20 protein-coding genes and 6 pseudogenes are annotated in these 24,163 nt (G+C 69.7%); 8 read left to right on the forward strand and 18 right to left on the reverse strand.

The genetic code is table 11. From position 1 onward, the window contains the following. Positions 1 to 36: 36 nt before the first annotated feature. The 3 genes from ACZ3TS_RS35610 to ACZ3TS_RS35620 form a co-directional block, all read right to left on the reverse strand. The gene (locus ACZ3TS_RS35610) at positions 37 to 915 is read right to left on the reverse strand and encodes a RimK family alpha-L-glutamate ligase (RefSeq protein WP_467625985.1); all 879 of its coding nucleotides are present in this window, start codon (positions 913 to 915) and stop codon (positions 37 to 39) included. 368 nt (positions 916 to 1,283) lie between these two features. After that, positions 1,284 to 2,180: a hypothetical protein gene (locus ACZ3TS_RS35615; protein ID WP_467625987.1), complete on the reverse strand. Its 897-nt coding sequence runs from the start codon at positions 2,178 to 2,180 to the stop codon at positions 1,284 to 1,286. A gap of 327 nt (positions 2,181 to 2,507) precedes the next feature. Continuing rightward, positions 2,508 to 3,062, reverse strand: coding sequence for a Uma2 family endonuclease (locus ACZ3TS_RS35620; RefSeq protein WP_467625988.1), 555 nt, complete (start codon positions 3,060 to 3,062; stop codon positions 2,508 to 2,510). 145 nt (positions 3,063 to 3,207) lie between these two features. Between ACZ3TS_RS35620 and ACZ3TS_RS35625 the strand changes: the two are divergent. After that, positions 3,208 to 3,383 (forward strand): annotated as a pseudogene (locus tag ACZ3TS_RS35625) (aminotransferase); the annotation flags it as partial. A 125-nt stretch (positions 3,384 to 3,508) separates the two neighbouring features. Continuing rightward, positions 3,509 to 4,711, forward strand: coding sequence for a mannosyltransferase family protein (locus ACZ3TS_RS35630; protein WP_467625990.1), 1,203 nt, complete (start codon positions 3,509 to 3,511; stop codon positions 4,709 to 4,711). 6 nt (positions 4,712 to 4,717) lie between these two features. Here the strand turns inward: ACZ3TS_RS35630 and ACZ3TS_RS35635 are convergent, their stop codons facing one another. Next, positions 4,718 to 5,242 carry a YbjN domain-containing protein gene (locus ACZ3TS_RS35635; RefSeq protein WP_467625991.1) on the reverse strand — a complete coding sequence of 175 codons (525 nt, stop codon included), beginning with the start codon at positions 5,240 to 5,242 and terminating at the stop codon, positions 4,718 to 4,720. Between the two features lie 441 nt (positions 5,243 to 5,683). Further along, positions 5,684 to 8,281, reverse strand: a complete 2,598-nt coding sequence (gene clpB / locus ACZ3TS_RS35640; RefSeq protein ID WP_467625992.1) for an ATP-dependent chaperone ClpB — start codon at positions 8,279 to 8,281, stop codon at positions 5,684 to 5,686. Between the two features lie 134 nt (positions 8,282 to 8,415). Here clpB and ACZ3TS_RS35645 point away from each other — a divergent pair, with 134 nt between their 5' ends. Further along, positions 8,416 to 8,829: a pyridoxamine 5'-phosphate oxidase family protein gene (locus ACZ3TS_RS35645; protein WP_467625994.1), complete on the forward strand. Its 414-nt coding sequence runs from the start codon at positions 8,416 to 8,418 to the stop codon at positions 8,827 to 8,829. A 133-nt stretch (positions 8,830 to 8,962) separates the two neighbouring features. Here ACZ3TS_RS35645 and ACZ3TS_RS35650 read toward each other — a convergent pair whose 3' ends face one another. After that, positions 8,963 to 9,298 (reverse strand): hypothetical protein, encoded by a 336-nt coding sequence (locus ACZ3TS_RS35650; protein ID WP_467625995.1) that lies wholly within the window; start codon positions 9,296 to 9,298, stop codon positions 8,963 to 8,965. A gap of 1 nt (position 9,299) precedes the next feature. Beyond that, on the reverse strand, positions 9,300 to 9,512 hold the full coding sequence (locus ACZ3TS_RS35655) for a hypothetical protein (protein WP_467625997.1): 213 nt from the start codon (positions 9,510 to 9,512) through the stop codon (positions 9,300 to 9,302). Between the two features lie 86 nt (positions 9,513 to 9,598). On the opposite strand from ACZ3TS_RS35655, the gene ACZ3TS_RS35660 reads away from it, so the two are divergent. Next, positions 9,599 to 10,636, forward strand: coding sequence for a helix-turn-helix transcriptional regulator (locus tag ACZ3TS_RS35660; RefSeq protein ID WP_467625998.1), 1,038 nt, complete (start codon positions 9,599 to 9,601; stop codon positions 10,634 to 10,636). A 103-nt stretch (positions 10,637 to 10,739) separates the two neighbouring features. After that, positions 10,740 to 11,720, forward strand: coding sequence for a helix-turn-helix transcriptional regulator (locus ACZ3TS_RS35665; RefSeq protein ID WP_467626000.1), 981 nt, complete (start codon positions 10,740 to 10,742; stop codon positions 11,718 to 11,720). Here ACZ3TS_RS35665 and ACZ3TS_RS35670 read toward each other — a convergent pair. Beyond that, positions 11,680 to 12,717, reverse strand: a complete 1,038-nt coding sequence (locus ACZ3TS_RS35670; protein WP_467626001.1) for a helix-turn-helix transcriptional regulator — start codon at positions 12,715 to 12,717, stop codon at positions 11,680 to 11,682. The genes ACZ3TS_RS35665 and ACZ3TS_RS35670 overlap by 41 nt on opposite strands. Before the next feature lie 399 nt (positions 12,718 to 13,116). On the opposite strand from ACZ3TS_RS35670, the pseudogene ACZ3TS_RS35675 reads away from it, so the two are divergent. Further along, positions 13,117 to 13,313: pseudogene (locus ACZ3TS_RS35675) on the forward strand (circularly permuted type 2 ATP-grasp protein); the annotation flags it as partial. A gap of 137 nt (positions 13,314 to 13,450) precedes the next feature. On the opposite strand, the pseudogene ACZ3TS_RS35680 reads toward ACZ3TS_RS35675, so the two are convergent. Both ACZ3TS_RS35680 and ACZ3TS_RS35685 read right to left on the reverse strand, forming a co-directional pair. After that, a pseudogene (locus ACZ3TS_RS35680) lies at positions 13,451 to 14,039 on the reverse strand (M15 family metallopeptidase). A gap of 46 nt (positions 14,040 to 14,085) precedes the next feature. Then, positions 14,086 to 15,192 carry a sugar ABC transporter substrate-binding protein gene (locus tag ACZ3TS_RS35685; protein ID WP_467626003.1) on the reverse strand — a complete coding sequence of 369 codons (1,107 nt, stop codon included), beginning with the start codon at positions 15,190 to 15,192 and terminating at the stop codon, positions 14,086 to 14,088. 406 nt (positions 15,193 to 15,598) lie between these two features. Here ACZ3TS_RS35685 and ACZ3TS_RS35690 point away from each other — a divergent pair. Further along, positions 15,599 to 16,466: pseudogene (locus ACZ3TS_RS35690) on the forward strand (PA14 domain-containing protein); the annotation flags it as partial. A gap of 115 nt (positions 16,467 to 16,581) precedes the next feature. On the opposite strand, the gene ACZ3TS_RS35695 reads toward ACZ3TS_RS35690, so the two are convergent. Both ACZ3TS_RS35695 and ACZ3TS_RS35700 read right to left on the reverse strand, forming a co-directional pair. Further along, positions 16,582 to 16,794, reverse strand: a complete 213-nt coding sequence (locus ACZ3TS_RS35695; RefSeq protein ID WP_467626004.1) for a hypothetical protein — start codon at positions 16,792 to 16,794, stop codon at positions 16,582 to 16,584. Between the two features lie 161 nt (positions 16,795 to 16,955). After that, positions 16,956 to 17,252, reverse strand: a pseudogene (locus ACZ3TS_RS35700) (dihydrofolate reductase); the annotation flags it as partial. Between ACZ3TS_RS35700 and ACZ3TS_RS35705 the strand changes: the two are divergent. Continuing rightward, positions 17,247 to 17,321 (forward strand): annotated as a pseudogene (locus ACZ3TS_RS35705) (GntR family transcriptional regulator); the annotation flags it as partial. The pseudogenes ACZ3TS_RS35700 and ACZ3TS_RS35705 overlap by 6 nt on opposite strands. A 61-nt stretch (positions 17,322 to 17,382) precedes the next feature. Here ACZ3TS_RS35705 and ACZ3TS_RS35710 read toward each other — a convergent pair. The 6 genes from ACZ3TS_RS35710 to ACZ3TS_RS35735 form a co-directional block, all read right to left on the reverse strand. Further along, the gene (locus ACZ3TS_RS35710; protein WP_467626005.1) at positions 17,383 to 17,841 is read right to left on the reverse strand and encodes a heat shock protein transcriptional repressor HspR; all 459 of its coding nucleotides are present in this window, start codon (positions 17,839 to 17,841) and stop codon (positions 17,383 to 17,385) included. Positions 17,842 to 17,848: 7 nt separating this feature from the next. Continuing rightward, positions 17,849 to 19,021, reverse strand: coding sequence for a molecular chaperone DnaJ (gene dnaJ / locus ACZ3TS_RS35715; RefSeq protein ID WP_467626006.1), 1,173 nt, complete (start codon positions 19,019 to 19,021; stop codon positions 17,849 to 17,851). A gap of 39 nt (positions 19,022 to 19,060) precedes the next feature. Then, a complete protein-coding gene (gene grpE / locus ACZ3TS_RS35720; protein ID WP_467626007.1) occupies positions 19,061 to 19,720 on the reverse strand; it encodes a nucleotide exchange factor GrpE in 660 nt (219 codons plus the stop codon). Next, complete coding sequence (dnaK, locus tag ACZ3TS_RS35725) at positions 19,717 to 21,570, reverse strand: molecular chaperone DnaK (protein ID WP_467626008.1); 1,854 nt, start codon at positions 21,568 to 21,570, stop codon at positions 19,717 to 19,719. Before dnaK ends, grpE begins: the two co-directional genes overlap by 4 nt. 158 nt (positions 21,571 to 21,728) lie before the next feature. Next, positions 21,729 to 22,649: an arsenate reductase/protein-tyrosine-phosphatase family protein gene (locus ACZ3TS_RS35730; RefSeq protein ID WP_467626009.1), complete on the reverse strand. Its 921-nt coding sequence runs from the start codon at positions 22,647 to 22,649 to the stop codon at positions 21,729 to 21,731. Next, entirely contained in the window at positions 22,646 to 24,097 is a 1,452-nt protein-coding gene (locus ACZ3TS_RS35735; protein ID WP_467626010.1) for a tyrosine-protein kinase domain-containing protein, read from the reverse strand. The genes ACZ3TS_RS35730 and ACZ3TS_RS35735 overlap by 4 nt, the downstream gene beginning before the upstream one ends. Between the last annotated feature and the right edge of the window lie 66 nt (positions 24,098 to 24,163).

A 24,163-nucleotide genomic window follows, 5' to 3' on the forward strand; every position in this document is an offset into this window, starting at 1 on the left:
TCTCAGTCACATTCCCCGACGAAGTGAACGCCCAATTCATCGCTGCACCCGATCCAGCAGATGACCCACGATGTGATCCGCGACATCGACCCGGTCGCCAAGCGCGGACTGGAAACCGCTGAACTCGACCCGGTGATTGACCTCCAGGACCAGCAGCCGGCCATCCCGGTCCTCGATCAGATCGACACCGGCGATATCAGCGCCGACGGCGGCGGCCGCGTCGACAGAGAGCTTGCCGATCTCCGGAGTCACCTCGCACGGCCGGGCCTGCCCACCGAGTGCCACGTTCGTACGCAAGGACTCACCCGTCCGGTACACGGCCCCCAGCACCTGACCCCCGACCACAATCACCCTGATGTCCCGACCGGGCTTGTCGATCAGCTCCTGCACATACCCGAGATGAGACTGCGGCCCAGGCAGCGCGGCAACGTACTCAAGTACACCCTCCGCACCAGCCCGGTCAGCCAGTCGAACCACCAGCCGGCCCCACGAACCGACCAGCGGCTTGATCAGAGCCGGATACCCGATCGAATCCAGAGCGTCCAGCGCGGCCTGCGGAGTGAGAGCGAGCGCAGTACGCGGTGTCGCCACCCCCGCCGCCTCCAAGGCCACGGTGGAACGCCATTTGTCACCGCACACCTCGGTCGCGTCCGCACTGTTGACCACATCGACTCCCGCCGCGGTGAGACAGCGGGCCGCGTACACCGCGCGGACCTGACCGATCTCCCGGTTCAACGCGAGACCCCAGGGCAATCCACGCCCACCGGCCGCAAACCACTGACGCCGCGTATCCACGTGCTCGAAACGGACCCCGCGTCGGTCGAATGCGTCGAACAGCCTCTTCTCGTCCGCACCGACCCTGCTCGCAAGCACCGCGATCCCGCAGCCACCCGGGCGCTCTGGTGTCGCTGACACGTGACCTCCGTACTAGGACCACTGACTATCCCCGGACGGCACAACCGACCTGCCGCACGGAAAAGAAGCTACGAGCACACCGACACCCCGAGCGTCCGCAACAAGTTCAATCACCAGGACACACCCCGCTGACCCACCCCCGTACGGCTACAAGCTCCGATTACCCGGCTCGGCCTGGGCCTGTCCCGTCAACGGCTCCGGCGGCTGTCCCGAAGATCGCGCAAGCCGGTGTGACCGGTCCGGCTCTGGAAGGCCCTCTACGACAGACACAAGAAAAACCCCAGGTCAGAGAGTCTCTGTCCTGGGGTTTCACTGAGCCGCCTTCGGGATTCGAACCCGAGACCTACGCATTACGAGCCCGCTAGGAATCATGCCGGGCCGTGCCGCGCGGTCGGGTACCGAGCTCGGTGAGACGGATGAGCTCGACCGGCCCGGCGGTCAGCGCCTCTCGCCGGGCATCGGCACGCTCCCGCGCCGCCGGGTCCGTTGCCGCCCCCACGACGCCGAGCAGCTCCGCGAGCTCCGGCGGCATGTCCGCGAGCAGCTCGGGACCGGCATCGGAGAGGTCGATGTCGAGGAACACCGGAATCGGCCATCCCACGGTCACGCTCGATCGCGCCCAGGTCGTCCAGCAGGTCGAGCACCGAGCGCAGGTCCCGGTCGGCGTGCTCGAACCACATCCGGTGCTGAAGGTCCAACCCGGCGTCGAGCTGGAAGGAGGTCCGATAGGCCAGGCGTACCGTGTCGCGCAGCCGCGGCCAGGGCATCGGGTACAGCAGGCTGTAGAGCGTGTTCAGCACGTCGTCCAGGATGTGCTCGTAGACGTCGAAGAGCATCGACTCGACGTGCCAGCCGCTGCGTGCCCCGATCAGGGCCTGCCGCAGCTCGAAGCACGCGTCGAAGGCGCGCAGCCACAGCTGGAGCGGGTCGGCCAGCACCGGCCGGGCCTTGGCCACCGCGTACAACCGCCCCTTGACCACCCGGACCAGCCGTGCCTTCTTCGCCCACTCCATCAGGAGCCCCAGCCGCGGCAGGTCGGCCGAAGAGCGCACCCCCTCAATCCTGTCGCCGGTGCCGAGTACGTCCACCAGCTCGCGGGCCTCCGCCATCCGCAGCCGTCCCGTCGCCGTCACCGGGCGGCCGCCCTGCCCCGCCCATTCTGCGAGTCCGCGCAACTGCGCCACGGTCGTCGACGCCTCGGCCCGTCGGCGCAGTTCGTCGTCCGGGGGAAGCATCACGGGCAGTTGCGGCTCGGCCCGGGCCACGCATGAAATCTCGTCCACCTGTCTGCAGCAGTCGTTGCCGTGCCACGCTATCGCCGAACCGGGGCCGGCAACTCGGCCGAGGACGAGCGGGCCCGCTACCTCAGGGCAGTACGTGGTGGTTGTCGCCCGCAGCAAACGCGGCTTCGAACCTCCTTGCGGCGAACCGGACTTCGTCGCACGGACTCATGGCACAGAACGGCACGCCCCCCTGGCCGATCCCGATCGACGAGAGGCCAGGCCATCCCAGTCGGCTGCCCCGACCAGGAACGACTACGTCCGGCGACGGCGGTGCCGACGGCACGGGCCTGGCCAGCGGGGAGTCCCTCGTCAGCGGGCGTCCGCCTCGGGATCCGGGCACGGGAGTTCGTCGAGGTCGAGGGTGAAGGTGCGGCCGTCGGCCAGGGGGATGGGGAGCTTGCCCGTGCCGTACTTGTGGGTGTGTGCGGCGATGTAACCGGTGGCGGTCGGCTGGGTGTGAAGGACGACTTCCTGGGCGTAGGGGTCCACGACCAGGTAGATCGGGATTCCGTAGCGGCCGTACTTCGCGGTGCAGTCGTCGTAGTCCTTGCGTGCGGAAGAGGTCGAGACGACCTCGGAGATCAGCAGGACGTCCTCGAAGCTGTAGCGCTTGCCTTCCTTGCGTGCGTCCTCGCGCAGGATCGCGAGGTCGGGGGCGGAGTTCTCGTCGGCGGGGAAGTCGATGTAGATGTTGGAGGTGACCTTCGCGTGACGGCCGAGGGCAAGAGCGGAGTCGATCTGCATCGACCTGATGGTGCTGGAGTGCTCTTCGCTCTGCGGGGTCATGATCACCTTTCCGTCGGCCCCGAACAGGACCGCGTACCCCTTGGGGAACTCGGTGTGCACGATCGCGTCGACGCTCATGGACGGCTCCTTCCCGTGTGTGGTCAGGATACGACGGACAGTGCCGTGTCACCGAGCCCGTCGGTACGGCCGGCAGACCGGTCCGGACAGGTTGTGCGGCCCGCTCACCGCCGGTGCCGGAGATCCGCAGCGGGGCCTGTCGCACGACAACGGCTTCGCGTTCTGCCGCGCCCTGCCGGAGCGCGCGGGCGTCGTCGCCATCCCGAACGCGGTCTTCTACGACCACCGCGAGGCCGGCGCCCCGTTCGTCCGCTTCGCCTTCTGCAAGCGCGCGGAGTCCTGGAGGAGGCCGCCCAGCGGCTGAAGGGGCTGGCGGGCTGAGGCGGCCCGAGATGCGTCCGCGGCAGCCCGGACCGTCCGCCGACGGCACGCCTAGGCGTGGGAATTCCCGCCCGCACGGCCGCGCAAGGTTCGCAAATCGGTCGTGATCGACGCATGGTGCGGGTGTGACCCACGCCAGTACGATCCCGGCCCCCGCCGTAGGGGGCCCGGGAAAACGCGACCGTGTCCGTCGGGCCGGGGGCGGGCAGCGGCTGCCGAGCTCGGCCCTCGCCGCCCTCGGGCTCTTCGTCGCCGCCCGGCTGTGCGGCGGCCTTGTGCTCGCCGTCCTCTCCCGCTCCTCGGGCAAGCAGCCCCTGCTCCTGCTCGGACACTCCTGGGACTCCGTCTGGTACCTGCGCATCGCCGCGCACGGCTACGGACTCACCCAGCACACCCGTACCGGCATCCACAACGACCTGGCGTTCTTCCCGCTGTACCCGGCGCTGATCCGCGCCGTCACCACCCTCAGCCCGCTGGGCGGCGTCACGGCGGGCCTGCTGGTGTCCTGGACGGCCGCCGCGGTCGCCGCGTACGGCATCCATCTGCTCGGCCTGCGGCTGTACGGCCCCGCCGTGGCCACCGTCCTCGTCGTGCTCTGGGGCCTGCTCCCGCACTCCATCGTGCTGTCGATGGCCTACACGGAACCGGTGCTGACCGCGTTCGCCGCCTGGTCCCTGTACGCGGTCCTCACCGAGCGCTGGATCTGGGCGGGGGCACTCGCGGCGCTCGCGGGCCTGTCCCGGCCCAATGGCTTCGCGGTGGCCGCGGCGGTTCTCGCGGCGGCCGCGCACGAGGTGTGGCGGGCGCGCGGGCACGGAGTTTCCCACAGGCTGTGGACAGGCGCGGCGCTCGCACCGCTCGGCTGGGGCGGCTATGTCCTGTGGGTGGGCCACCGCAGGGGCGACCCGCTCCGCGGCTACTTCACGGTGCAGCGGCTGTGGGGGTCGCGCTTCGACTTCGGGCAGGGCTCGCTGCAGTTCACCGAGCACATGATGCTGCACGGCACGCGGCTGCTCTTCCCGATGGCACTGATGATCGTGGGCGGGAGCACCGTGCTCTTCGCGCTACTGCTCGCCGACCGCGCCCCGCTGCCGCTCGTCGTCTACAGCGGTCTGCTGCTGGTCGTCGCGCTCGGCGGTTCCGGGTTCTTCGAGTCCAAGCCGCGCTTCCTGCTGCCGGCGTTTCCCCTGCTCATCGTGGTGGCGCGGGCCCTGGTGCGGACGGCGAGAGCCCGGCCGTGGCACGCCGCCATTGTGGCGAGCGCCCTGGCCGGTCTCTCGTTCGTCTATGGGGCGTATCTCGTGGTGCTGGCCCGGTCGCCCCTCTAGCCGGGTCTACTCTTCGTCGTCCTCGGGCTTCTCCGCGTCGTCGACGTCCTCCGCGAGGCCGAGCTGTTCGACGAGCCACCGGTCGAACTCGATGGCGGCCCGCACCCAGCTGACGGTCGACGAGACGAAGTGCTCCAGGCTGACGCCGGTCCCGATCAGCATCTGCGCCTCACCGATGAGGCGGACGGTGCCGTCGTCGTGCGTGTGGCTGTACACCTTGGGCCACAGCGTGCGCCGGTTCCAGTCGTCGATGGACTCCAGCAGCTGCGGCTTCTCGTCGATCTTGTGAGGCCGGTCGTAGAACGTCCGCACCGAGAAGACCTGCTGGTCGCCCTCGCCGCGGAACATGAAGTACGTACGGAACTGCTCCCACGGCGCGACGAGGTCTCCCTCCTCGTCGACGAGGTGCTTGAGCTCCATCTGATCCAGGAGCTGCTTCACGAGGTCCTGATCCGGAACCACGGGGCCCGCAGGCGGCTGCGGCTCGGGCTGGCCCCCGAAGTTAGGAATCGAGGACGGGTCGATGCTCACCGTGTTCTTCCCTTCGTACGGATTCCGCCATCCTCCCCCATGCGGGGAGGGGGGTGGCAACCCCGGACAGGGTGTGTCCGCCGCAGGCTGACAGGATCTGGCCGATCTCCGCCGACCGAGGGAGCGTACGGGGCGATACACGTGCGCACATCCTCTGGGGCCCGTGGTGGCCGTGTGCGGCTTTCACGGCCATGTGTCCGGTGTGGTCGGGGTGGGCGGTGTACGCGTACACGGCCGCCGCGCTCCGACGTCGCGGGGCGGCTGACGGCCTCGTACCCGGACCGGGAACCGTCGACCGAGTGCCGCGGCGACGACCTGTGTCTCGACGTCCGCACCGAGTCACCGGCCGACGCCAACGAGGTGGAGATCACGGTGGTGTACGAGGGCGGGCGCACCGCCCTCGTAGATCACCAGGCCTGCACTGCCGACCGGCGCCTCCGGTCAGAGCGTCTTGCCGGACGCCGGGCCCACGATCAGCCCGTCTCCGAAAGTGTCCACCCGGACCGTGTCGCCGTCCTTGACCTCCCCGGCCAGGATCTCCTTGGCCAGGCGGTCGCCGATGGCGGTCTGCACGAGGCGGCGCAGCGGGCGGGCGCCGTATGCCGGGTCGTTGCCCTCGTCCGCGAGCCAGGCCAGCGCCTCGGGCGTGATCCGAAGGGTCAGGCGCCGCTCGGCCAGCCGCTTGGCCAGGCGGTCGATCTGGAGCTGGGCGATCCGGCTCAGCTCGTCCTTCGTCAGCGCCGAGAAGACCACCAGGTCGTCGAGGCGGTTGAGGAACTCCGGCTTGAAGGAGGCCCGGACCACCTCCAGGACCTGCTCCTTCTTCTCCTCCTCGCTGGACAACGGGTCGACCAGGAACTGGCTGCCCAGGTTCGAGGTCAGCACGAGGATGGTGTTGCGGAAGTCGACCGTACGGCCCTGACCGTCCGTCAGGCGTCCGTCGTCCAGCACCTGCAGGAGGATGTCGAAGACCTCCGGGTGCGCCTTCTCGACCTCGTCCAGCAGCACCACGCTGTAGGGGCGGCGGCGTACGGCCTCGGTGAGCTGTCCGCCCTCCTCGTAGCCGACGTACCCGGGCGGGGCGCCGACCAGGCGGGCGACGCTGTGCTTCTCGCTGTACTCCGACATGTCGATGCGGACCATCGCCCGCTCGTCGTCGAAGAGGAAGTCGGCCAGCGCCTTGGCCAGTTCGGTCTTGCCGACGCCCGTGGGGCCGAGGAAGACGAACGAGCCGGTCGGTCGGTCCGGGTCGGCGATGCCGGCCCGGCTGCGGCGTACGGCGTCCGAGACCGCGCGCACGGCCTCGCCCTGGCCGATGAGCCGCTTGCCGATCTCGTCCTCCATGCGCAGCAGCTTCTGCGTCTCGCCCTCCAGGAGGCGTCCGGCGGGGATACCGGTCCAGGAGGCGACGACGTCGGCGATGTCGTCGGAGCCGACCTCGTCCTTGACCATCGTGCCCTTGGACGCCTCCTCCTCGGCCTCGGAGGCAGCCTCGAGCTCCTTCTCGACGGCCGGGATCTCGCCGTACAGCAGCTTGGACGCGGTGTCGAAGTCGCCGTCGCGCTGGGCGCGCTCGGCCTGGCCGCGCAGCTCGTCGAGCTTCTCCTTCAGCTCACCGACGCGGTTGAGGGACTGCTTCTCCTTCTCCCAGCGGGCGGTCAGGCCCCGCAGCTCCTCCTCCTTGTCGGCGAGGTCGCGACGCAGCTTCTCCAGCCGCTCCTTGGAGGCCTGGTCGGTCTCCTTGCTCAGCGCCAGCTCCTCCATGCGCAGCCGGTCCACGGTCCGCTGGAGCTCGTCGATCTCGACCGGGGACGAGTCGATCTCCATGCGCAGCCGCGAGGCCGACTCGTCGACCAGGTCGATGGCCTTGTCGGGCAGGAAGCGGGAGGTGATGTACCGGTCGGAGAGGGTGGCCGCGGCGACCAGCGCGCTGTCCGCGATCTGCACCTTGTGGTGGGCCTCGTACCGGCCCTTGAGCCCGCGCAGGATCGCGATGGTGTCCTCGACGGTCGGCTCGACGACCAGCACCTGCTGGAAGCGCCGCTCCAGCGCCGGGTCCTTCTCGATCCGCTCGCGGTACTCGTCGAGCGTGGTCGCGCCGACCATGCGCAGCTCACCGCGCGCCAGCATCGGCTTGAGCATGTTCCCGGCGTCCATGGCGGAGTCGCTGCCGGCACCCGCGCCCACGACGGTGTGCAGCTCGTCGATGAAGGTGATGATCTGCCCGTCGGAGTCCTTGATCTCGGCGAGGACGGTCTTCAGCCGCTCCTCGAACTCACCGCGGTACTTCGCGCCCGCGACCATGGCGCTCAGGTCGAGCGAGACAAGCCGCTTGTCCTTGAGGGACTCGGGCACGTCACCCTTCACGATCCGCTGGGCGAGCCCCTCCACGACAGCGGTCTTGCCGACGCCCGGCTCGCCGATGAGGACAGGGTTGTTCTTCGTACGGCGGGACAGCACCTGCACCACACGGCGGATCTCCTGGTCCCGGCCGATGACCGGGTCGAGCTTGCCGTCGCGCGCGGCGGCCGTGAAGTCGGTGCCGAACCTCTCGAGTGCCTTGTACTGGCCCTCGGGATCCGCGGTCGTCACCCGGCGTCCTCCCCTCGTCTTCTGGAATGCGTCGAGGAGCTTCTTGGCGTTCGCCCCCTGCCGGGAGAGTACGTCGCCGGCGGCGCCGCCCTTCGCGGCGGTGCCGATGAGCAGGTGCTCGGTGGAGAGGTAGTCGTCACCGAGGTCCTTGGCGCGCTGCGTGGCGTCGGCGATCACGGCGAGCAGCTCGCGGTTGGGCTGGGGCGGCGCGACGGTCGAGCCGGTCACGCTGGGCAGACCGGCGAGCACGCGCTCGGCACCGGCCCGCACGGACGCCTGGTCGGCGTCGACGGCGGCCAGCAGGTCGATGATGTTCTCGTTGTCCTGCCCCTCGAGCAGCGCGAGGAGCAGGTGGGCGGGGGTGAGGTCCGGGTGCCCCTCCGACACGGCCCGGTTACTGGCCGCGTTGATCGCGTCCCGGCTCCTGTTGGTCAGCTCGGCGTCCACGTTCGCCTTCTCCTCCTTGCGTCGGCCGCGCTCAGGTGCGTGCTCTCTTTCACTCTGACTAGAGCAACGTACACAAAGTTGAGTCTATTCCACTCAAGGCGTCGGGCGGGAGGGAGAACGGCTAAGTTCCGCCCATGGCCACTTACTCCGTAGACCCGGGCACGCCCGACGCCTCGTACCTCAGGTTCTGGCGGGAGCGGCACCTGTGCACGCTGACCACCCTCCGCCCGGACGGCGGCCCGCACGTCGTTCCGGTCGGAGTGACATACGACCCCGAGGGGCGCCTCGCTCGGGTGATCGCGAACAAGGCGAGCGCGAAGGTGGGACACGTGGCGGCCGCGGGCCCGGACGGGGCCCGGGTGGCGGTCTGCCAGGTGGACGGGCGACGGTGGGCGACGCTGGAGGGCCGGGCGCGGGTCTCGACGGATCCCGAGCGGATCGCGGAGGCGGAGCGGCGCTATGCCGAGCGCTACGGACGGGTGCCGACACCCAACCCGTCACGAGTGGTGATCGAGATCGCCCTCACCGCGGCACTGGGGCGCGGCTGATTCCAGCCACAGTCTCTCCGGTCGATATCCGGAGATGTCCCCCAAAACTGCAGCGGCGTCACCGTGTTCAGGTCACGGTGACGCCGCTGCGGGGGGAAGCACCTGAGCGATCTGTTACGACGGGGGAATCGCGTCAGGCACTGCGGGGGGTGGCTGAGATGGTCCTCACTTCCGGACTGTCCGGTTCGGCCAGCCGGTGGTCACGCTGGTCCAGGTTCACAAAGATCATTCCGTACCGTACGGCACACCGCACGGGCTGCGGCGCCCCCCGAGGCCGCCGCAGAAGCCGGTAGGCCCGCACGTCCTCGTCGTCGTCCCTGGTGACGACGACGGGCTCCCCGAACACCGTCACCATCAGCGAGTCACCGGTGTGCGGGACGGCCGTGACGAGGTCGATGAAGTGCCAGCCGGAGCGGTACGCGGTGGCCATTTCCCGCCGGAACGAGCGGTCGTCGGGAGGAGTGGTCACATCAGCTCCACACGCTGTCATCCGTGTGGACGGGAGCGTCGGCGTCGTCGACGGCCGCCGGCGACGCGGGCACCAACGACCAGACGCTGTCCGCGCGCACGTCACCCCTCGTACCGGAGAGGCCACTCAGTGATCCGAAGGCCACAACGGCGGAGAAGGTGGCGACAAGCACCGAGCGAAGCATTCTCTTACCCATAGTCGGCTTCGTCCTCACTTGAAGGTCCCCTCTTCCCCCGTCGAATAAGACGATGGCTCATTCGGGCACGTCATGGCCACACAATCGGTGCATCATGTTCCTGCATGTTCAGGACCCTGGGGGGTGGAGATTTGACAATCAATCCGACTAAAGCAACACATCCCCACTCCTTGACCGAACTGTGCGAGGAGGGTGGCCGCTTGTACGCGAACGCCTTGCGCACGGGACGTATCGCTCGCGCCGATGCGGAAGAGGCTCCGTGTTTGATGGAGTTCGCCCTCCTTCACCCCGATCCGGACGATGCGAACTGGTTGCGCCCCGTGCCCCCGTCGGTCGCCCTGGCCCAGCGGCTCAACCCGATAGAGCGCGAGATCTCCGAGCGCAGGAGGCTGTCGACCAGCCTGGCCGAAGCCTTCGAACCGTTCATGGCACTCAGTGCACAGGGGACCGCACCCACGCACTCGATCACGGTGCTGGAAGGGCTCGACCGCATCAACGCGGCCCTCGACCTGGCCACGGCCCAGTGCCAGAACGAGATGCTCACGGTGCAGCCGAGCGGCCACCGCCCCGAGCACAGGCTCATCGAGGGACTGGAACGCGACAAGCCGCTGATCGAACGCGGCGTGCGGATCCGGACCCTGTACCAGCACACGGCCCGCTACAGCCCGGAGCGGCTGGCCTACGTGGACCAGTTCACCGACGGGAAGGCGGAGTACCGCACCATCGACGAACTCGTCGAGCGCCTCATCATCTGCGACGAGACCGTCGCGTTCATACCGATCCGCGACGACCGCCAGGTCGCCCTGGAACTCCGCCACCCGGGTCTCGTCGGCTACTTGATCAAGGTCTTCGAGTTCATGTGGGGACGGGCGGTGCCGCTGAGAGCGGGAACCCCCTACGAAACCGATCCGGACGGCATCACGGACATCCAGCACTCCATCGCCAAGCTCCTCGTGGAGGGCCACGTCGACGAGGCCATCGCCCGTCGGCTGGGCATGAACGTGCGGACGTGCCGCGCCCACATAGCCAAGCTGGCCACGGCCCTCGGCAGCGGAAGCCGCGCCCAACTCGGCTACCTCATAGCACAGTCGGGGATCCTGAGCCAGAATCACTCGGTTCCGGGAGAAAGCCACCCTCAGTGACGGGTACCCGCACGCCCAGTGGCGCGATCGCGCGGATCAGTGCCGGGCCGATCCGGCCGCCCGGCACAGAATCAGGAGTCCGCCAACAGGAGGGAATCACCGAGTGACCCCGGCGTCGCACCAGGAACACGGCGTGGAGGACCTGTGCGCCGCCGGATCGCAGCTGTACGAACGGGCGCTACGGGAAGGGCGCGTGCCCGCCCGGGACACCGGTGCGGCCCCGTGCCTGGTCGACTTCGGGCTGCTCCATCCGGCCGCCGAGGACACGCTGTGGCTCGAGCCCGTCGCCCCGGCCGTCGCACTGCACCGGCTGCTGCGGACCTCCGAGGAACGCATCGCGGACGAGCGACGGCACGAGGCCCGGCTGACCGCCGTGTTCGAGCCGCTCATGCGGATCGACGGCCGTCTCACGGAGCCGGCGAGCAGCCCGTCGGTCACGGTCCTCAGCGGTCTGAAGCGGATCAACCTGGCCATCTCCGAGGCCATGGCGCACGCCTCGCGGGAACTGCTCGCCATCCAGCCCCACACCGGCCGGAACGCGGAAGCCCTCGCCCAGTCCTGGCAGCGCGACCAGGCCTTCCTCGACCGCGGCGGCCGCATCCGTGCCCTCTACCAGCACACCCTGCGCCACTCGCAGGCCATCCTCGCCCGCTACGAACAGCTCGACGGCGACGCCCAGGCGCGCACGCTCGACGAGGTGACCGACCGCCTGGTGGTCATCGACCGCACGGTGGCGTTCATTCCCGCCAGCAAGGACCGCTCCCTCGCGCTCGAAATCCGCCAACCCGCCCTGGTCGGTTTCTTCGCCGTCACCTTCGACCGGCTGTGGCGGCTGGCCACCCCGATGTGCCCCGAAGCGGCCCCGCAGCCCGTCCTGAACGGCATCACCCCGCGCCAGCGCGCCATCGCGAGCCTCCTCGTCGAGGGTCACACCGACACCGTCATCGCCGACCGCCTCGGGATGAACGTGCGCACCGCCCGCGTCCACATCGCCAAGCTCGCCGCCGTCCTCGGCAGCGGGAGCAGGGCGCAGCTCGGCTACCTCATAGGCCGGTCGGGGATTCTGGAGCACCAGGAGCGGTGACCGGGAGCAGTTCGGGCGAGCGCACGGGGCCGTCCAGGCCCGCCTGGGCGATACGGACGCCCAGCTGCGTCCGGCTCGCCGCGCCCAGGGTCTCCGAGAGCCGGGCGATGTGCGCACGGCAGGTACGGACACTGATGCCCAGACGTTCGGCCACCACCGCGTCCTGGTGGCCTTCCGCGAGCAGCGCCGCGATCGAGCGCTCCCGGTGGGTGATGCCGTCGATGCCCGTGTCCGGGAGCGGGGAGGTGAGCGGGATCGCCAGCCGCCACAGGCGCTCGAAGACGGTCACCAGGTAGTCGATCAGCGCCGGGTGGCGCAGCTCCAGCGCGATGGTGCGGTCCGTGTTCGCCGGGATGAAGGCGACCGTGCGGTCGAAGAGGATCAGGCGCTCGGGCACCTCGTCCAGGGTGCGCGCCTCGGCCGCGTCGCCCATCAGCTCCATGTAGTTGTGCAGGCCCTGGCCGTGCCGGGCGACATGCGTGTACAGGTCGCGCATGCGCACGCCCCTGCGGCGCATCTCCAGCGCCCGGTGCAGCCCCTCGGAGAGCTCGTCCTCGCGGCGGATGCCGCCCGGCTGCACCGTGAGCACCTCGGCCGTGCACTGCTCCGTCGCCTCGTCCATGGCGGCGCGGATCCGCGGCAGCCCGTCCAGGACCCGGATCGCCACGCCCTCCGCCGATCCCTGCTCGCGGCCGCCGAGCCCGGCGTACCACTCGACCGCGGCCACCGCCGCCCCGACCCGCGCCTGACTCGCGCTCACCTCCTCGTGCACGCCGCGCAGCAGCCGGGTCATGACCTCCTGCGGGGAGGTCGGCACCAGCCAGTCCATGTCGTCGGGGTCCGGGTGCAGCAGCGCGAGTTCCAGCAGGCAGGGCACCGGCTCGGCGTCGGCACGGGGCACCCGGCCCCGGCGTACGGCCCGGGAGTACACGCGGTTGCCGGCCTCGCAGAGCCGGTCAGCGCCGTGCGGATGCGCGTCCGTCCCCTGCCCGGCCATCTTCCACCCCTGATTTTTGCGCTCGGTTCGCCGCCGGGGCGCCGATGCCGGCTCACTCGCGGGCTCCCGCTCCTGGCTCCGAACCACTCCTGGCTCCAGCGTCCTGAGCGATGCAGCTCACCAGCGACGTCCTCACGCGCGCCCGGACGGACTCCGTCCGCGCCGCGCCCCGCACGCCTTCGCAGCGCAACTATGCGCGGACCCGCCCGCCTCCGCAACACGGCTCCCCCGCCTCAACGCCCGTGAATGACCCGGAATCTCCCGGATGCTCCCCACCTCCGGAACTTCCAACTGCATGAAGCTGACGGCGCCAACACCCGCACCGCGGCGCACGATCGTGTGCGCTGCCGGAATTCACCGAGTGATCGGCACGTTACGTGACGCACTTGACGTCAGGCCATGGCGGACATATTTGACGCGTACGGGTTGGCCGACGCGTGGGACGAGATGTTTGAGCGGCCGGGTGAGGTCAGGACCGCCTACGAGCCGGTGCTTGCGGCGCTGCAGCCGATCGAGCCGGGTGAACTGCGGTTCCGGGCCGACCAGATGGCCCGGTCCTTCACCGACCGCGGGGTGTGACGTACGCCTTCGTCGGCGGACCGCCGGAGGTGACCGTGGAGTTCACGCGGGTGGCGTGAAAGCGCCCCCGAAAGAACGGCCCCGGCGCACGGCGTCACACACCGGGCTCCCTCGGCCCGTACAGCGCGTGAGCCGCGCCGGTCGCCCAAGCCCACTACCAGTCGCCGTACGACCAGTGCCACCACTCGGTCGGGTAGTTGACGAGTCCGGCCGCGCTGAGCGCGTCGCCGAGCAGGGCGCGGTTCGCCGGAGCCCGCTCGGTGATGTTGCCCGCGGCCGTGTACCAGGCCCCGTCGCTCTCCTCCGGATCCGCGTTCACGCGGGTGCCCATGTCCACCTCGCGGCCGTCTGCGTCGACGAGGGTCAGGTCGACGGCCGCGCCCGCCCTGTGCGGAGCGATCCCGGGCGGGGAGACATAACGGCTGGCCGCGGCGCGCAGTCGCTCGGGGGACCGGCCGGGGTTGGCCGCCCGCAGTTCGCCGGTGTACCGCACGAAGTAGAAGCGCTGGAGGCCGGTAGCCCTCGACGAACAGCAGCCGTAGCCCGTCCGGCAGCAGCTCGCCGGCCTTCACGAGCCGCTCCGGTACCCCGGTCCGCAGCTGTGCGTACGCCCCGTCGTCGTCCCGCTTGCGCTCGTCGGCCACGAGGCCCCGGGAGAGCCGCACGTCGACGAGCGGCTCTCCGGAGTCCATGACGGGTATCGCGGCGAGCTTCGGGTCGGACATCAGCACGATCTCGGTCATTGCGGCCGATCCTGACCGAGCGATCGTCGCGGGCGCCCCCTGAGCGCTACTTCAGGCCGATCGCCGTACAGGCCGCCTTGTACTTCGCGGTGCAGATCTCCTTGACGGTGTAGATGCCGTCCTGGATCACCGTGTCCTTGATGTTGTCCGTGGTGAGCGCGACCACCGGCACCAGCATCGACGGGATCTTCTTCTGCGTCGGGCTGTCGACCTTGTCACGGGTCAGCGCGTCGAACTCGATAGAGCGGCCCTGAACCTTGGACACCGCCATCTCCGCGGCGTTGTTCGCCTCCTCCGGGTACGACTTGTACACGCTCATGTACTGCTCCCCCGAGATGATCCGCTGCACCGCGTCCAGGGCCGCGTCCTGCCCGGTCACCGGCGGGAGCTTGCTGACGCCCGCCTCCTTCAACGCGTCGATGATGGCGCCGGCCATGCCGTCGTTCGCGGAGTAGACACCGGCGATGTTGTTCGCCCCGACGGCCCGGATCGCCGAGGCCATGTTCGCCTTGGCGTTCTCCGGCTTCCAGTCCTTGGTGTCGTACCTCTCGACGATGTTCACCTTGCCCTGGAGTTCGCTGAGCGCACCCTGCTTGAACTGCGCCGCGTTCGGGTCGGTGAGCGAGCCGTTCATCATGACGATCTTGCTGGTCGCTGCGTTGCCACCGAGCTTGTCGACGAGGGCGCGGCCCTGCACCTGGCCGACCAGTTCGTTGTCGAAGGAGATGTACGCATCGATGGGGCCCTGTGCGAGCCGGTCGTAGGCGATGACCGGAATGCCGGCGTCCTTCGCCTTCTTCACGCCCGGGACGATGGCTTTGGCGTCCACCGCGTCGACCAGCAGCACATCGACCTTGTCGGCGATCATCTGGTCGAGCTGCTGGCTCTGCTTGGCCGCGTCCGCGTCCGCGTTCTCGTAGACGACCTTGCCCTTGTTGTTGGTGAGGGAGAGCACCTGCTTCTTGATGATGGGGTAGTCGAACTTGTCGTACCGCGGGTTCTCCTTCTCGGGCAGGAGAAGACCCACCGTGATGTCGTCGCCCTTCTTCGGGCTCGCGGAGCTGCTGTTCCCGCCGACTCCGTCGATGACGCCGCATGCGGCGAGCGAGACGGCCGACGCCGAGGCGGCCAGGGCTATGGCGGTACGACGCACGGCGGTCCTACGGGTGGTACGAGCGTTCACATCAGATGCCTTCCGGGCGGGGGAGCAGCATTGCGACCCACGTGGCTGAAAGCCAACGCGGCGACGGTATGCAGCGTCAAGGAGTACGGGTTAACGAGATGGCAACAGCATCCGCGTGGAAGTCAAGTGAAGACCAAAAGAGTGCGGTACACAGGCCATTGCCAAACCTTCGTGCGATGGAGATTTGATCCCCGACCTGGGCGGATCCGGCGACCGACGGTCAGTCAACTTGCCTGAGAAGGCTGGACGTTCGGCCGAAGCAGCAAACGTGATCTACATCACGCGAGCGTGCGCACAGTCTCCACACCCAGGGGTCATACCCCTTACAGCCAACCGACCTTGTCGCGAGTCGTGATCCTCGGCGCTCACAGCCGTCATGGCGCCGTCCGTCACGAGGGGGAGTGACAACGGCCACGCCCGCCCGCCCGCCGGAGACGCTTCGGGCACGGGGCTCGCGGCGACCCTTGCGGTCGCTGTCGGGGGCGCCCTGCTTACCGCCGCGCCCACCGCCGAGGACGCGGTGAACTGCGCATCACCCGTCTGCAAACGGCAGTTCTTCGCGAACACCACCTTTTCGGGCTCGCCGAAAACGACGGACTGCGACTCGAAGGTCGACCAGAACGGGGGCACCGGGGTTCCGGCTTCGGGTCTGCCCAGGAACAACTTCGGCGTCCGCTGGACCGTCACCCGCGACTTCGGCTCCGGCGGACCCTTCGCGCTGACGGCCGCCGCCCGTGACGGCATCCGGGTCTACCTCGACGGCACACGCAAGGTGGACCTGTGGAAGAACGTGTCGTCGACGGTGAAGAAGACGGTCAACGTCACCGTCCCCTCCGGCAGGCACACCCTGCGGATCGACTTCGTCAACTGGACCGGAACGGCGAACGTCGCGTTCGGCTACACCCCCCGCACTTCGGCCACCGTCGACAAGGTCAAGCCCCGGACACCTACGGGGATTTCCGTCTCGGTACGACAAGGCCGCCGGAAAGACCACGCTCACCTGGTCCAGGAACAAGGAAATGGACCTCGCGGGCTACCGCGTCCACCGCCGTCTCAAGGGCGGCTCCTACCCCGCCAAGCCGCTCGCCACGACCACCTCCACCTCGTACACGGACTCGACCGTGCCGCAGACCGGCGAGACCTACTACTACGAGGTCCGCGCCTACGACAAGGCCGACAACGAGTCGGCCGGCACCGCCGACCGTGCCGTCACCACCGTCGACGGGACCCCGCCTGCCTCCCCGTCGGGCCTCAGGGCCGCATCCACGAGGACGGCCTACCGCGTGTACCGCTCGACCAGCCCCGGCGTCACCAGGCATTTCACCATGAGCACCCCGATGCTCCCGTGGCAAGTGCCCCTCAGGTCCTCGGGGTCGCCGACACCTCCGGTGACAGGGACGACTCCAGTCCGGCGGCGTTGACGGAGGCGACGGCGTAGTAGTACGTCGTGCCGTTGCTCAGGTCCGTGTCGGTGTAGCGGTCGTTGCCGTTGACGTAGAACGTCGCCTCCGCGTTGTCCTTCGGTCCGCAAGGCGGTGGACTCGGTCCGGCCGAAGCCGCGGAAGGTTCCACCGCCGCGGCCGACTGCGCTGGAGCCGTACAAGCCGGTGATCGACGGGGTCCTGCGGGCGGACCAATGCGGGTTGCTGCACCGAGGATGGCCCTCGGCCACGACCATGGCCGAGGGCCATCCTTGTGCACGGGCCACGGCATGGGCCGGCGCCCGGCTGGGCTCAGCGCTCGGCCACGAAGACGTACGCGGCGGTCTGCGGGGTGAGTTCGGCGGGCTCCCCACCGCTGCCGACCATCACGCCGCCGGGCGACGACGTCACGTCCACGACCGCGCCGGACTGCACCCCGGCGTGCCGCAGGGCGTACATCAGCTGGCGGTCGGTCTGGATCGGCTCCCCGATGCGCCGTACGACCGCGCTCGCGCCGTTCGGCCCGGGCTCGAGGTCGCTGAGGCTGACCATTCTCTCGTCGCGGAACGGATCCACGGTGCTTTCTTCACCGAGCTCCTCAAGGCATGGGCCGAGGCCCACCGCCTCCTCCACCGCACCGTGCTGGAGGGGTGTGGCAACCCCGTGCTGCTGGAGACCCTACGCGAAAGGGCCCGGAGGTCTGTCCCGACCTCCGGGCCCCTTCGGTGTCGTCCGTGCCTCAGTCCGACGACTGCTGCCGCTTCGGCCGCCACACCACCAGCGCGCTGGTCTGCTGGACCTCCTGGTACGGCACCAGGTCACGGCGGTACGAGGCGTGTACCGCGGCCTCGCGCTGGCGCATCGCCGCCGCCGCGCCGTCGAGCGCGGCCTGAAGCTCCGCGACACGGGACTGGAGCGCGGCGACCTGGTTCTCCAGTTCGATGATGCGCTTGATGCCGGCCAGGTTGATGCCCTCGTCCTGCGACAACTGCTGCACCTGACGGAGCAGTTCGATGTCGCGGGCCGAGTAGCGCCGGCCCCGGCCGGCCGTACGGTCCGGGGACACGAGCCCAAGGCGGTCGTACTGGCGCAGCGTCTGCGGGTGCAGTCCGGAGAGCTGGGCCGCCACCGAGATGACGTAGACCGGGGTCTCCTCGGTCAGTTCGTACGGGTTGCGTCGACGGCCGATCCCATCCATGGCGTCCTCATGCTCCCTTCGCGGCCTGGAACAGCTCCGCTCGCGGGTCCTCGCCCGCAGTCGCCTCGCGATACGCCTCCAGCGCATCACGAGCCTTCCCCGTCATGTCCTTGGGGACACTCACCTCGACGGTGACGAGGAGGTCGCCGCGGGTGCCGTCCTTGCGGACCGCGCCCTTGCCGCGAGCGCGCATGGTGCGCCCGTTGGGCGTGCCCGGGGGCAGCTTCAGCGTCACCGGGGGCCCGCCGAGGGTGGGCACCCGGATGTCGGCGCCGAGCGCCGCCTCCGCGAACGTCACGGGCACGGTCACCGTCAGGTTGTCGCCCTTGCGGCCGAAGACCGGGTGCGGGTTTACGTGCACGACGACGTACAGGTCGCCGGCCGGGCCGCCCCGCTCGCCGGGCGCGCCCTTGCCGCGCAGCCGGATGCGCTGCCCGTCGAAGACGCCCGCGGGGATGCGGACCTGCATCGTCCGGGACGACTTCGCCCGGCCGCTGCCGTGGCAGACGTCGCACGGGTTCTCCGCGATCAGGCCCCGGCCCTTGCAGTCCGGGCAGGGGTCGGTCAGCGAGAAGCCGCCGCCCGAGCCGCGCGCCACCTGGCCGGTGCCGACACAGGTCGGGCACACACGGGGCGTGCCGTTCTTGTCGCCGGTGCCCGAGCAGGCCTTGCAGGGCGCCTGCGAGGACATGCGCAGCGGTACGGTCGCGCCGTCCACCGCCTCCATGAAGCTCAGCGTGACCTCGGACTCGATGTCCTGGCCGCGCCTCGGCTGCGTACGCGTGCCTGCGCCGCCGCCGCGGTTGAACAGGCCCCCGAAGACGTCACCGAGCCCGCCGCCGAAGCCTCCCCCGGCGCCGGCGCCGCCCTGGCCGCCGAAGAGGTCGCCCAGGTCGAAGTTGAACGAGCCGCCCGCGCCGGGACCGGGGCGGAAGCCGCCGTTGCCGAAGAGGGCGCGGGCCTCGTCGTACTCCTTGCGCTTCTTGGGGTCGCCGAGGACGTCGTTCGCCTCGGAGATCTCCTTGAAGCGCTCCTCCGCCTTGGCGTTGCCCTTGTTGGCGTCCGGGTGGAACTCGCGGGCGAGTTTCCGGTACGCCTTCTTGATCTCGGCCTCGGTGGCGTCCTTGGGGACGCCGAGGACCTTGTAGTAGTCCTTCTCGATGAAGTCCTTGGTGCTCATCCCCGACGTCCCTCCTTCCCTATGCCGTATGGGTGTACGTCAGCCCTCGTCCGGGCCACCGCTCTCCTTGTCGTCGCCCGTCTCGGTCGTCTCCTCGGCCTTGACCGTCTGCGCCCCCGGCTGCGGCTCGGCGACGGCCACCCGCGCGGGGCGGATGGTGCGCTCGCCGAAGCGATACCCGGGCTGAAGAATCGCCACGCACGTCGTCTCGGTGACGTCCGGCGCGTACGAGTGCATCAGGGCCTCGTGGATCGTCGGGTCGAAGGGCTCGCCCTCCTTGCCGAACTGCTGCAGACCCATCTTCGCCGCGACGGTCTCCAGCGACTCGGCGACGGACTTGAAGCCGCCGACGAGCTCGCCGTGGTCCCGTGCGCGGCCGATGTCGTCGAGCACGGGCAGGAGCTCGGTCAGGAGGTTCGCGATGGCGATCTCCTTGACCGCGATCCGGTCGCGCTCGACGCGGCGGCGGTAGTTCTGGAACTCGGCCTGGAGGCGCTGAAGGTCCGTCGTGCGCTCATTGAGCGCCGTGCGCACCTGGTCGAGCTGGGCCACCAGACCGGCGGTCTGTGCGCTTGCGTCCCCCGCCGGGGCCGCCGCCTCCTCCGAAGAGGGGGAGGCGGCCTGCGGCTCGGCGTCATCAGGGGTGGCGCCGGAGGGGACGTCGGGCTTCTCCTCGAAGCCCGGGGTCTCCTCCGTCACGCGGCACCGTCCTTACGGTCCTCGTCGACGATCTCGGCGTCGACGACGTCGTCGTCAGCCTTCGCCTGGCCGGCACCGGCGTCACCGGCACCGCCCGCGGCCTGGGCGTCGGCGTACATGGCCTGGCCGAGCTTCTGCGAGACGGCCGCGACCTTCTCCGTGGCGCTGCGGATCTCGGCCGTGTTGTCACCTTCGGCGGACTCGCCCTTGAGCTTCTCCTTCAGCTCGGCGACGGCGGACTCGACCTCGGCCTTGATCTCGGCCGGGACCTTGTCCTCGTTGTCCTTGAGGAACTTCTCCGTCTGGTAGACGAGCTGCTCGCCCTGGTTGCGGGTCTCGGCGGCCTCGCGGCGGCGGTGGTCCTCCTCCGCGTACTGCTCGGCCTCCTGGCGCATCCGGTCGACCTCGTCCTTCGGGAGCGAGGAGCCGCCGGTGACGGTCATCTTCTGCTCCTTGCCGGTGCCGAGGTCCTTCGCCGTGACGTGCATGATGCCGTTGGCGTCGATGTCGAAGGACACCTCGATCTGCGGGACACCGCGCGGGGCCGGCGGCAGACCGGTCAGCTCGAACATGCCGAGCTTCTTGTTGTACGCCGCGATCTCGCGCTCGCCCTGGTAGACCTGGATCTGCACGGACGGCTGGTTGTCCTCGGCCGTGGTGAAGATCTCGGACCGCTTGGTCGGGATCGTGGTGTTGCGCTCGATCAGCTTGGTCATGATGCCGCCCTTGGTCTCGATACCCAGGGACAGCGGGGTCACGTCCAGCAGCAGGACGTCCTTGACCTCGCCCTTGAGGACACCGGCCTGCAGCGAGGCGCCGATGGCGACGACCTCGTCCGGGTTCACACCCTTGTTGGCCTCCTTGCCGCCGGTCAGCTCCTTGACGAGCTCGGCGACGGCGGGCATACGGGTCGAGCCACCCACGAGGACGACGTGGTCGATCTCGTTGATGGAGATGCCGGCGTCCTTGATGACGTTGTGGAACGGCGTCTTGCAGCGCTCGAGCAGGTCGGCCGTCAGCTGCTGGAACTGCGCCCGGGTGAGCTTCTCGTCCAGGTGCAGCGGGCCTTCGGCGGACGCGGTGATGTACGGCAGGTTGATCGAGGTCTCGGTGGACGAGGACAGCTCGATCTTGGCCTTCTCCGCGGCCTCACGGAGGCGCTGGAGCGCCATCTTGTCCTTGCCGAGGTCCACGCCGTGACCGCTGGCGAACTGCTTGACCAGGTAGTCGACGATGCGCTGGTCCCAGTCGTCACCACCGAGGTGGTTGTCGCCGTTGGTGGCCTTCACCTCGACGACGCCGTCACCGATCTCCAGGAGGGACACGTCGAAGGTGCCGCCACCGAGGTCGAAGACGAGGATGGTCTGGTCGTCCTTGTCGAGGCCGTAGGCGAGCGCGGCCGCGGTGGGCTCGTTGACGATACGAAGAACGTTCAGGCCCGCGATCTCGCCGGCCTCCTTCGTCGCCTGACGCTCGGAGTCGTTGAAGTAGGCGGGGACGGTGATGACCGCGTCGGTCACCTTCTCGCCCAGGTAGGCCTCGGCGTCCCGCTTGAGCTTCTGCAGGATGAACGCGGAGATCTGCTGCGGGTTGAAGTCCTTCCCGTCCAGCTGGATCTTCCAGTCGGTGCCCATGTGGCGCTTCACGGAGCGGATGGTCCGGTCCACGTTGGTGACCGCCTGACGCTTGGCCACCTCGCCGACGAGCACCTCGCCGTTCTTGGCGAAGGCGACGACGGACGGCGTGGTCCTGGCACCCTCGGCGTTGGTGATGACGGTGGGCTCGCCGCCCTCCAGAACGCTGACGACGGAGTTAGTCGTGCCCAGGTCGATGCCGACCGCACGTGCCATGGTGATTCCTCCAGCTGACTTGAGTGGAACAGGCTCAAGGATGCACGAGGGTCGGTGCGGCGTCAACAGACCTGAGTCGGATCGACTCAACTTTTGTCCGACGCTGCACGGCAACCAAGGAAACGCCGCAGGTCACGGCCGACAGGACCGTGCCGGACTCATGCGCTCGCGCCACCACCGCCCAGCAGCAGGGCGAGCCTGCTCACCGCCCTGTCGATCTCGCGGGCGCACTCGTAGAGCACGTCGTAGGGCTGCGCCCAGGGGTCCTCGATGTCGTCCTCGGCGGCGGGGACCGGGGCGGCGGTACCCCGGCGGGCGGCTGCGGCAGCCACCACCATGGTGAAACCTCCCCCCGCCGCCGGGCCTTCCCGGCCCGGGACCCTGTCGCACCCGGCCGCCGCACCGTTTCCGGCCGACACGCCGCCGAGCAGGGTGCCCTGTCTCTCTCGGCCATGCCCCGCCCCCGGCCTTTCCCGGCCCGGGACCTCGTCAGAGCCGGCCACCAGGCCCTTCACCAGGCCCTTCCCATCCGGTACCCCAGCGGTCCCGGCCACCCGGCCACTCCTGCCCCGCACTCCGCCGGACCCGGCTCCCGGACCTTCCCGGCCCGGGGCCCCGCCGTCGTCGGCCTCCAAGCCCCTCCCGCCCGGGACTCCGCCGGTCGCCGTCCCCGGGCTTTTCACCCCCGGTACCGCACCGCCCGGATCTTCCCCGACCGGCAGCCGGTCGACTCCCCCCGCGGCGAGGCGCACGAACTCCTTCAGGGTGAAGCAGCGCCGCATCGCCGACGGCGCGAGCCGCACGGCCGCCTCCCGGTGCTCGCGGGCGAGCCCGAGCACCAGGGCCGCTCCCGCGACGAGCGGCGCGGTGAGCGGGCGGGCGGCGAAGTCGGAGCCGTCGCCGCCCAGCTTCTCCAGCACGGCCCTGGTGGAGCTCGCCATGCCGGGCCGGGGCCGCGCCTCGGTACCGGCGCTCTCCGGCCGCACGGCCGAGCCGGGCGGGAGCCGCGCGGCCAGCAGCCGCTCGGCGAACACCGATCGGTGCACGTTGCCCGTGCAGACGAACAGGACCCGGGTCATTTCTCGCTCGTGCGACGCGCCCCGGCGGGCGCGACGGCCTCGTCCCGCGGAGCCGAGGTACGGGGGGCGGGCAGTTCGCCGTACTGTCCGTAGGTTCCGTAGTGGCCGTAGCGGGCGCCCTTGGGAACCGGAGCCATGCTGAAGACGGTGCCGAGGACACGGACACCCACGCGGTCCAGCGATTCCGCGGCGGTGCGGACCTGGTCCCGGCTGGTCTTCGCGGCGCGCACGACGAGCAGCGCGCCCTGCGCGAGCGAGGCGAGGCCGACGGTGTCGGCGACCGGCAACAACGGCGCGGTGTCGACGATCACGACCTCGTAGGTGTCGGCCAGGTCGCGCAACACCTCCTCCATACGCGCCGAGGTCAGCAACTCCGTGGGGTTCGGCGGTACGGCGCCGGCGGCGAGCACCGAGAGCCGGCCGGCCTGCTGCATCACGTCCTCGATGCGGGCTTGCCCGATGAGCACCGTGGTCAGACCGGCGTCCTGGACGAGACCGAAGGTCGGGGCCACGCACGGCCGGCGCAGGTCGCCGTCGACCAGGCAGGTGGAGACGTCGGCCTCGGCGAGCGAAAGGGCGAGGTTCACGGCGGTGTTGGTCTTGCCCTCACCGGGCACCGAACTCGTCACCACGATGATCCGGGGCGGGTCGTCGACCTGCGAGAACTGCAGGTTGGTGCGCAGCTTGCGGAAGGCCTCGGCGCGCTTGGAGTGCACGTCGGTGGTGACGAGCGGCTGCTTGGGGGCGTTCCTGTCGTAGGGGATGGTGCCGAGGCCCGGCAGCGCGGTGAACTCGCCGAGCGCCTCGCCGGTCTTGAGTGTGGTGTCGAGCGTCTCGCGCAGGGCGACGAGCCCGGCCCCCAGCAACAAGCCGCCGAGCACGCCTGCGGCCAGGTTCAGCATCGGGCGGGGCGAGACCGGACCGGTAGGGGCCACGGCCTCCTGGGTCACGCCCAGGGAGACGGGCGAAGTGCGACTCCTGGCCGACCGCTCCGAGCCGACCGCACGCCTGGGCGTCTCCAGCCGTTCGACGACCGAACTGAACCGGCCCGCAACAGCGTTGGCGATGCGCGCCGCACGCTGTGGCACGGTGTCCTTCACGGTGATGTCGATGAGCACGGTGTTGAGCGGGGCTTGGGCGGTGATCCGGGACGCCAGTTCCTCCGGTGTGGTGCGCAGCCTCAACTCCTTCACCACCGGAGCGGTCACCTGACGAGTCGTCACGATCTCGGCGTAGGACTGCACTCGAGCCTGCGAGAAGCTCTGCCCCTGGTTCAGTTGCATGGTGTCCTCGCCGGTACGGGTGGCGACGAAGAGCTGGGTCCTGGCCTCGTAGACCGGAGTGCTCAGGGCGGTTGTGACGAGCGCCGCCCCGATCGCGAGAACCAGGCAGACCACGACGGTCGGCCAGCGTCTGGCAAGAGCCCTCAGGAAATCGTGGAGTTCCAAGCTGCACCCCTCATAGACCGAGGGAACCACCCCGAATGGGATGTTCTGTTCCCTATGCGTGCAGCC

The sequence above is a fragment of the Streptomyces sp. NPDC022910 genome (genome assembly GCF_055561075.1).

Coding starts and splice junctions, on each gene's coding strand:
- ACZ3TS_RS35620 (WP_467625988.1), bottom strand. CDS start 3,062: ATGAGCGTCGACGCGATCGTGCACACCGAGTTCCCCAAGGGGTACGCG.
- ACZ3TS_RS35645 (WP_467625994.1), top strand. CDS start 8,416: ATGGCCACTTACTCCGTAGACCCGGGCACGCCCGACGCCTCGTACCTC.
- ACZ3TS_RS35660 (WP_467625998.1), top strand. CDS start 9,599: ATGTTCAGGACCCTGGGGGGTGGAGATTTGACAATCAATCCGACTAAA.
- ACZ3TS_RS35670 (WP_467626001.1), bottom strand. CDS start 12,717: ATGGCCGGGCAGGGGACGGACGCGCATCCGCACGGCGCTGACCGGCTC.
- ACZ3TS_RS35710 (WP_467626005.1), bottom strand. CDS start 17,841: ATGGATGGGATCGGCCGTCGACGCAACCCGTACGAACTGACCGAGGAG.
- dnaJ (WP_467626006.1), bottom strand. CDS start 19,021: ATGAGCACCAAGGACTTCATCGAGAAGGACTACTACAAGGTCCTCGGC.
- dnaK (WP_467626008.1), bottom strand. CDS start 21,570: ATGGCACGTGCGGTCGGCATCGACCTGGGCACGACTAACTCCGTCGTC.
- ACZ3TS_RS35730 (WP_467626009.1), bottom strand. CDS start 22,649: ATGACCCGGGTCCTGTTCGTCTGCACGGGCAACGTGCACCGATCGGTG.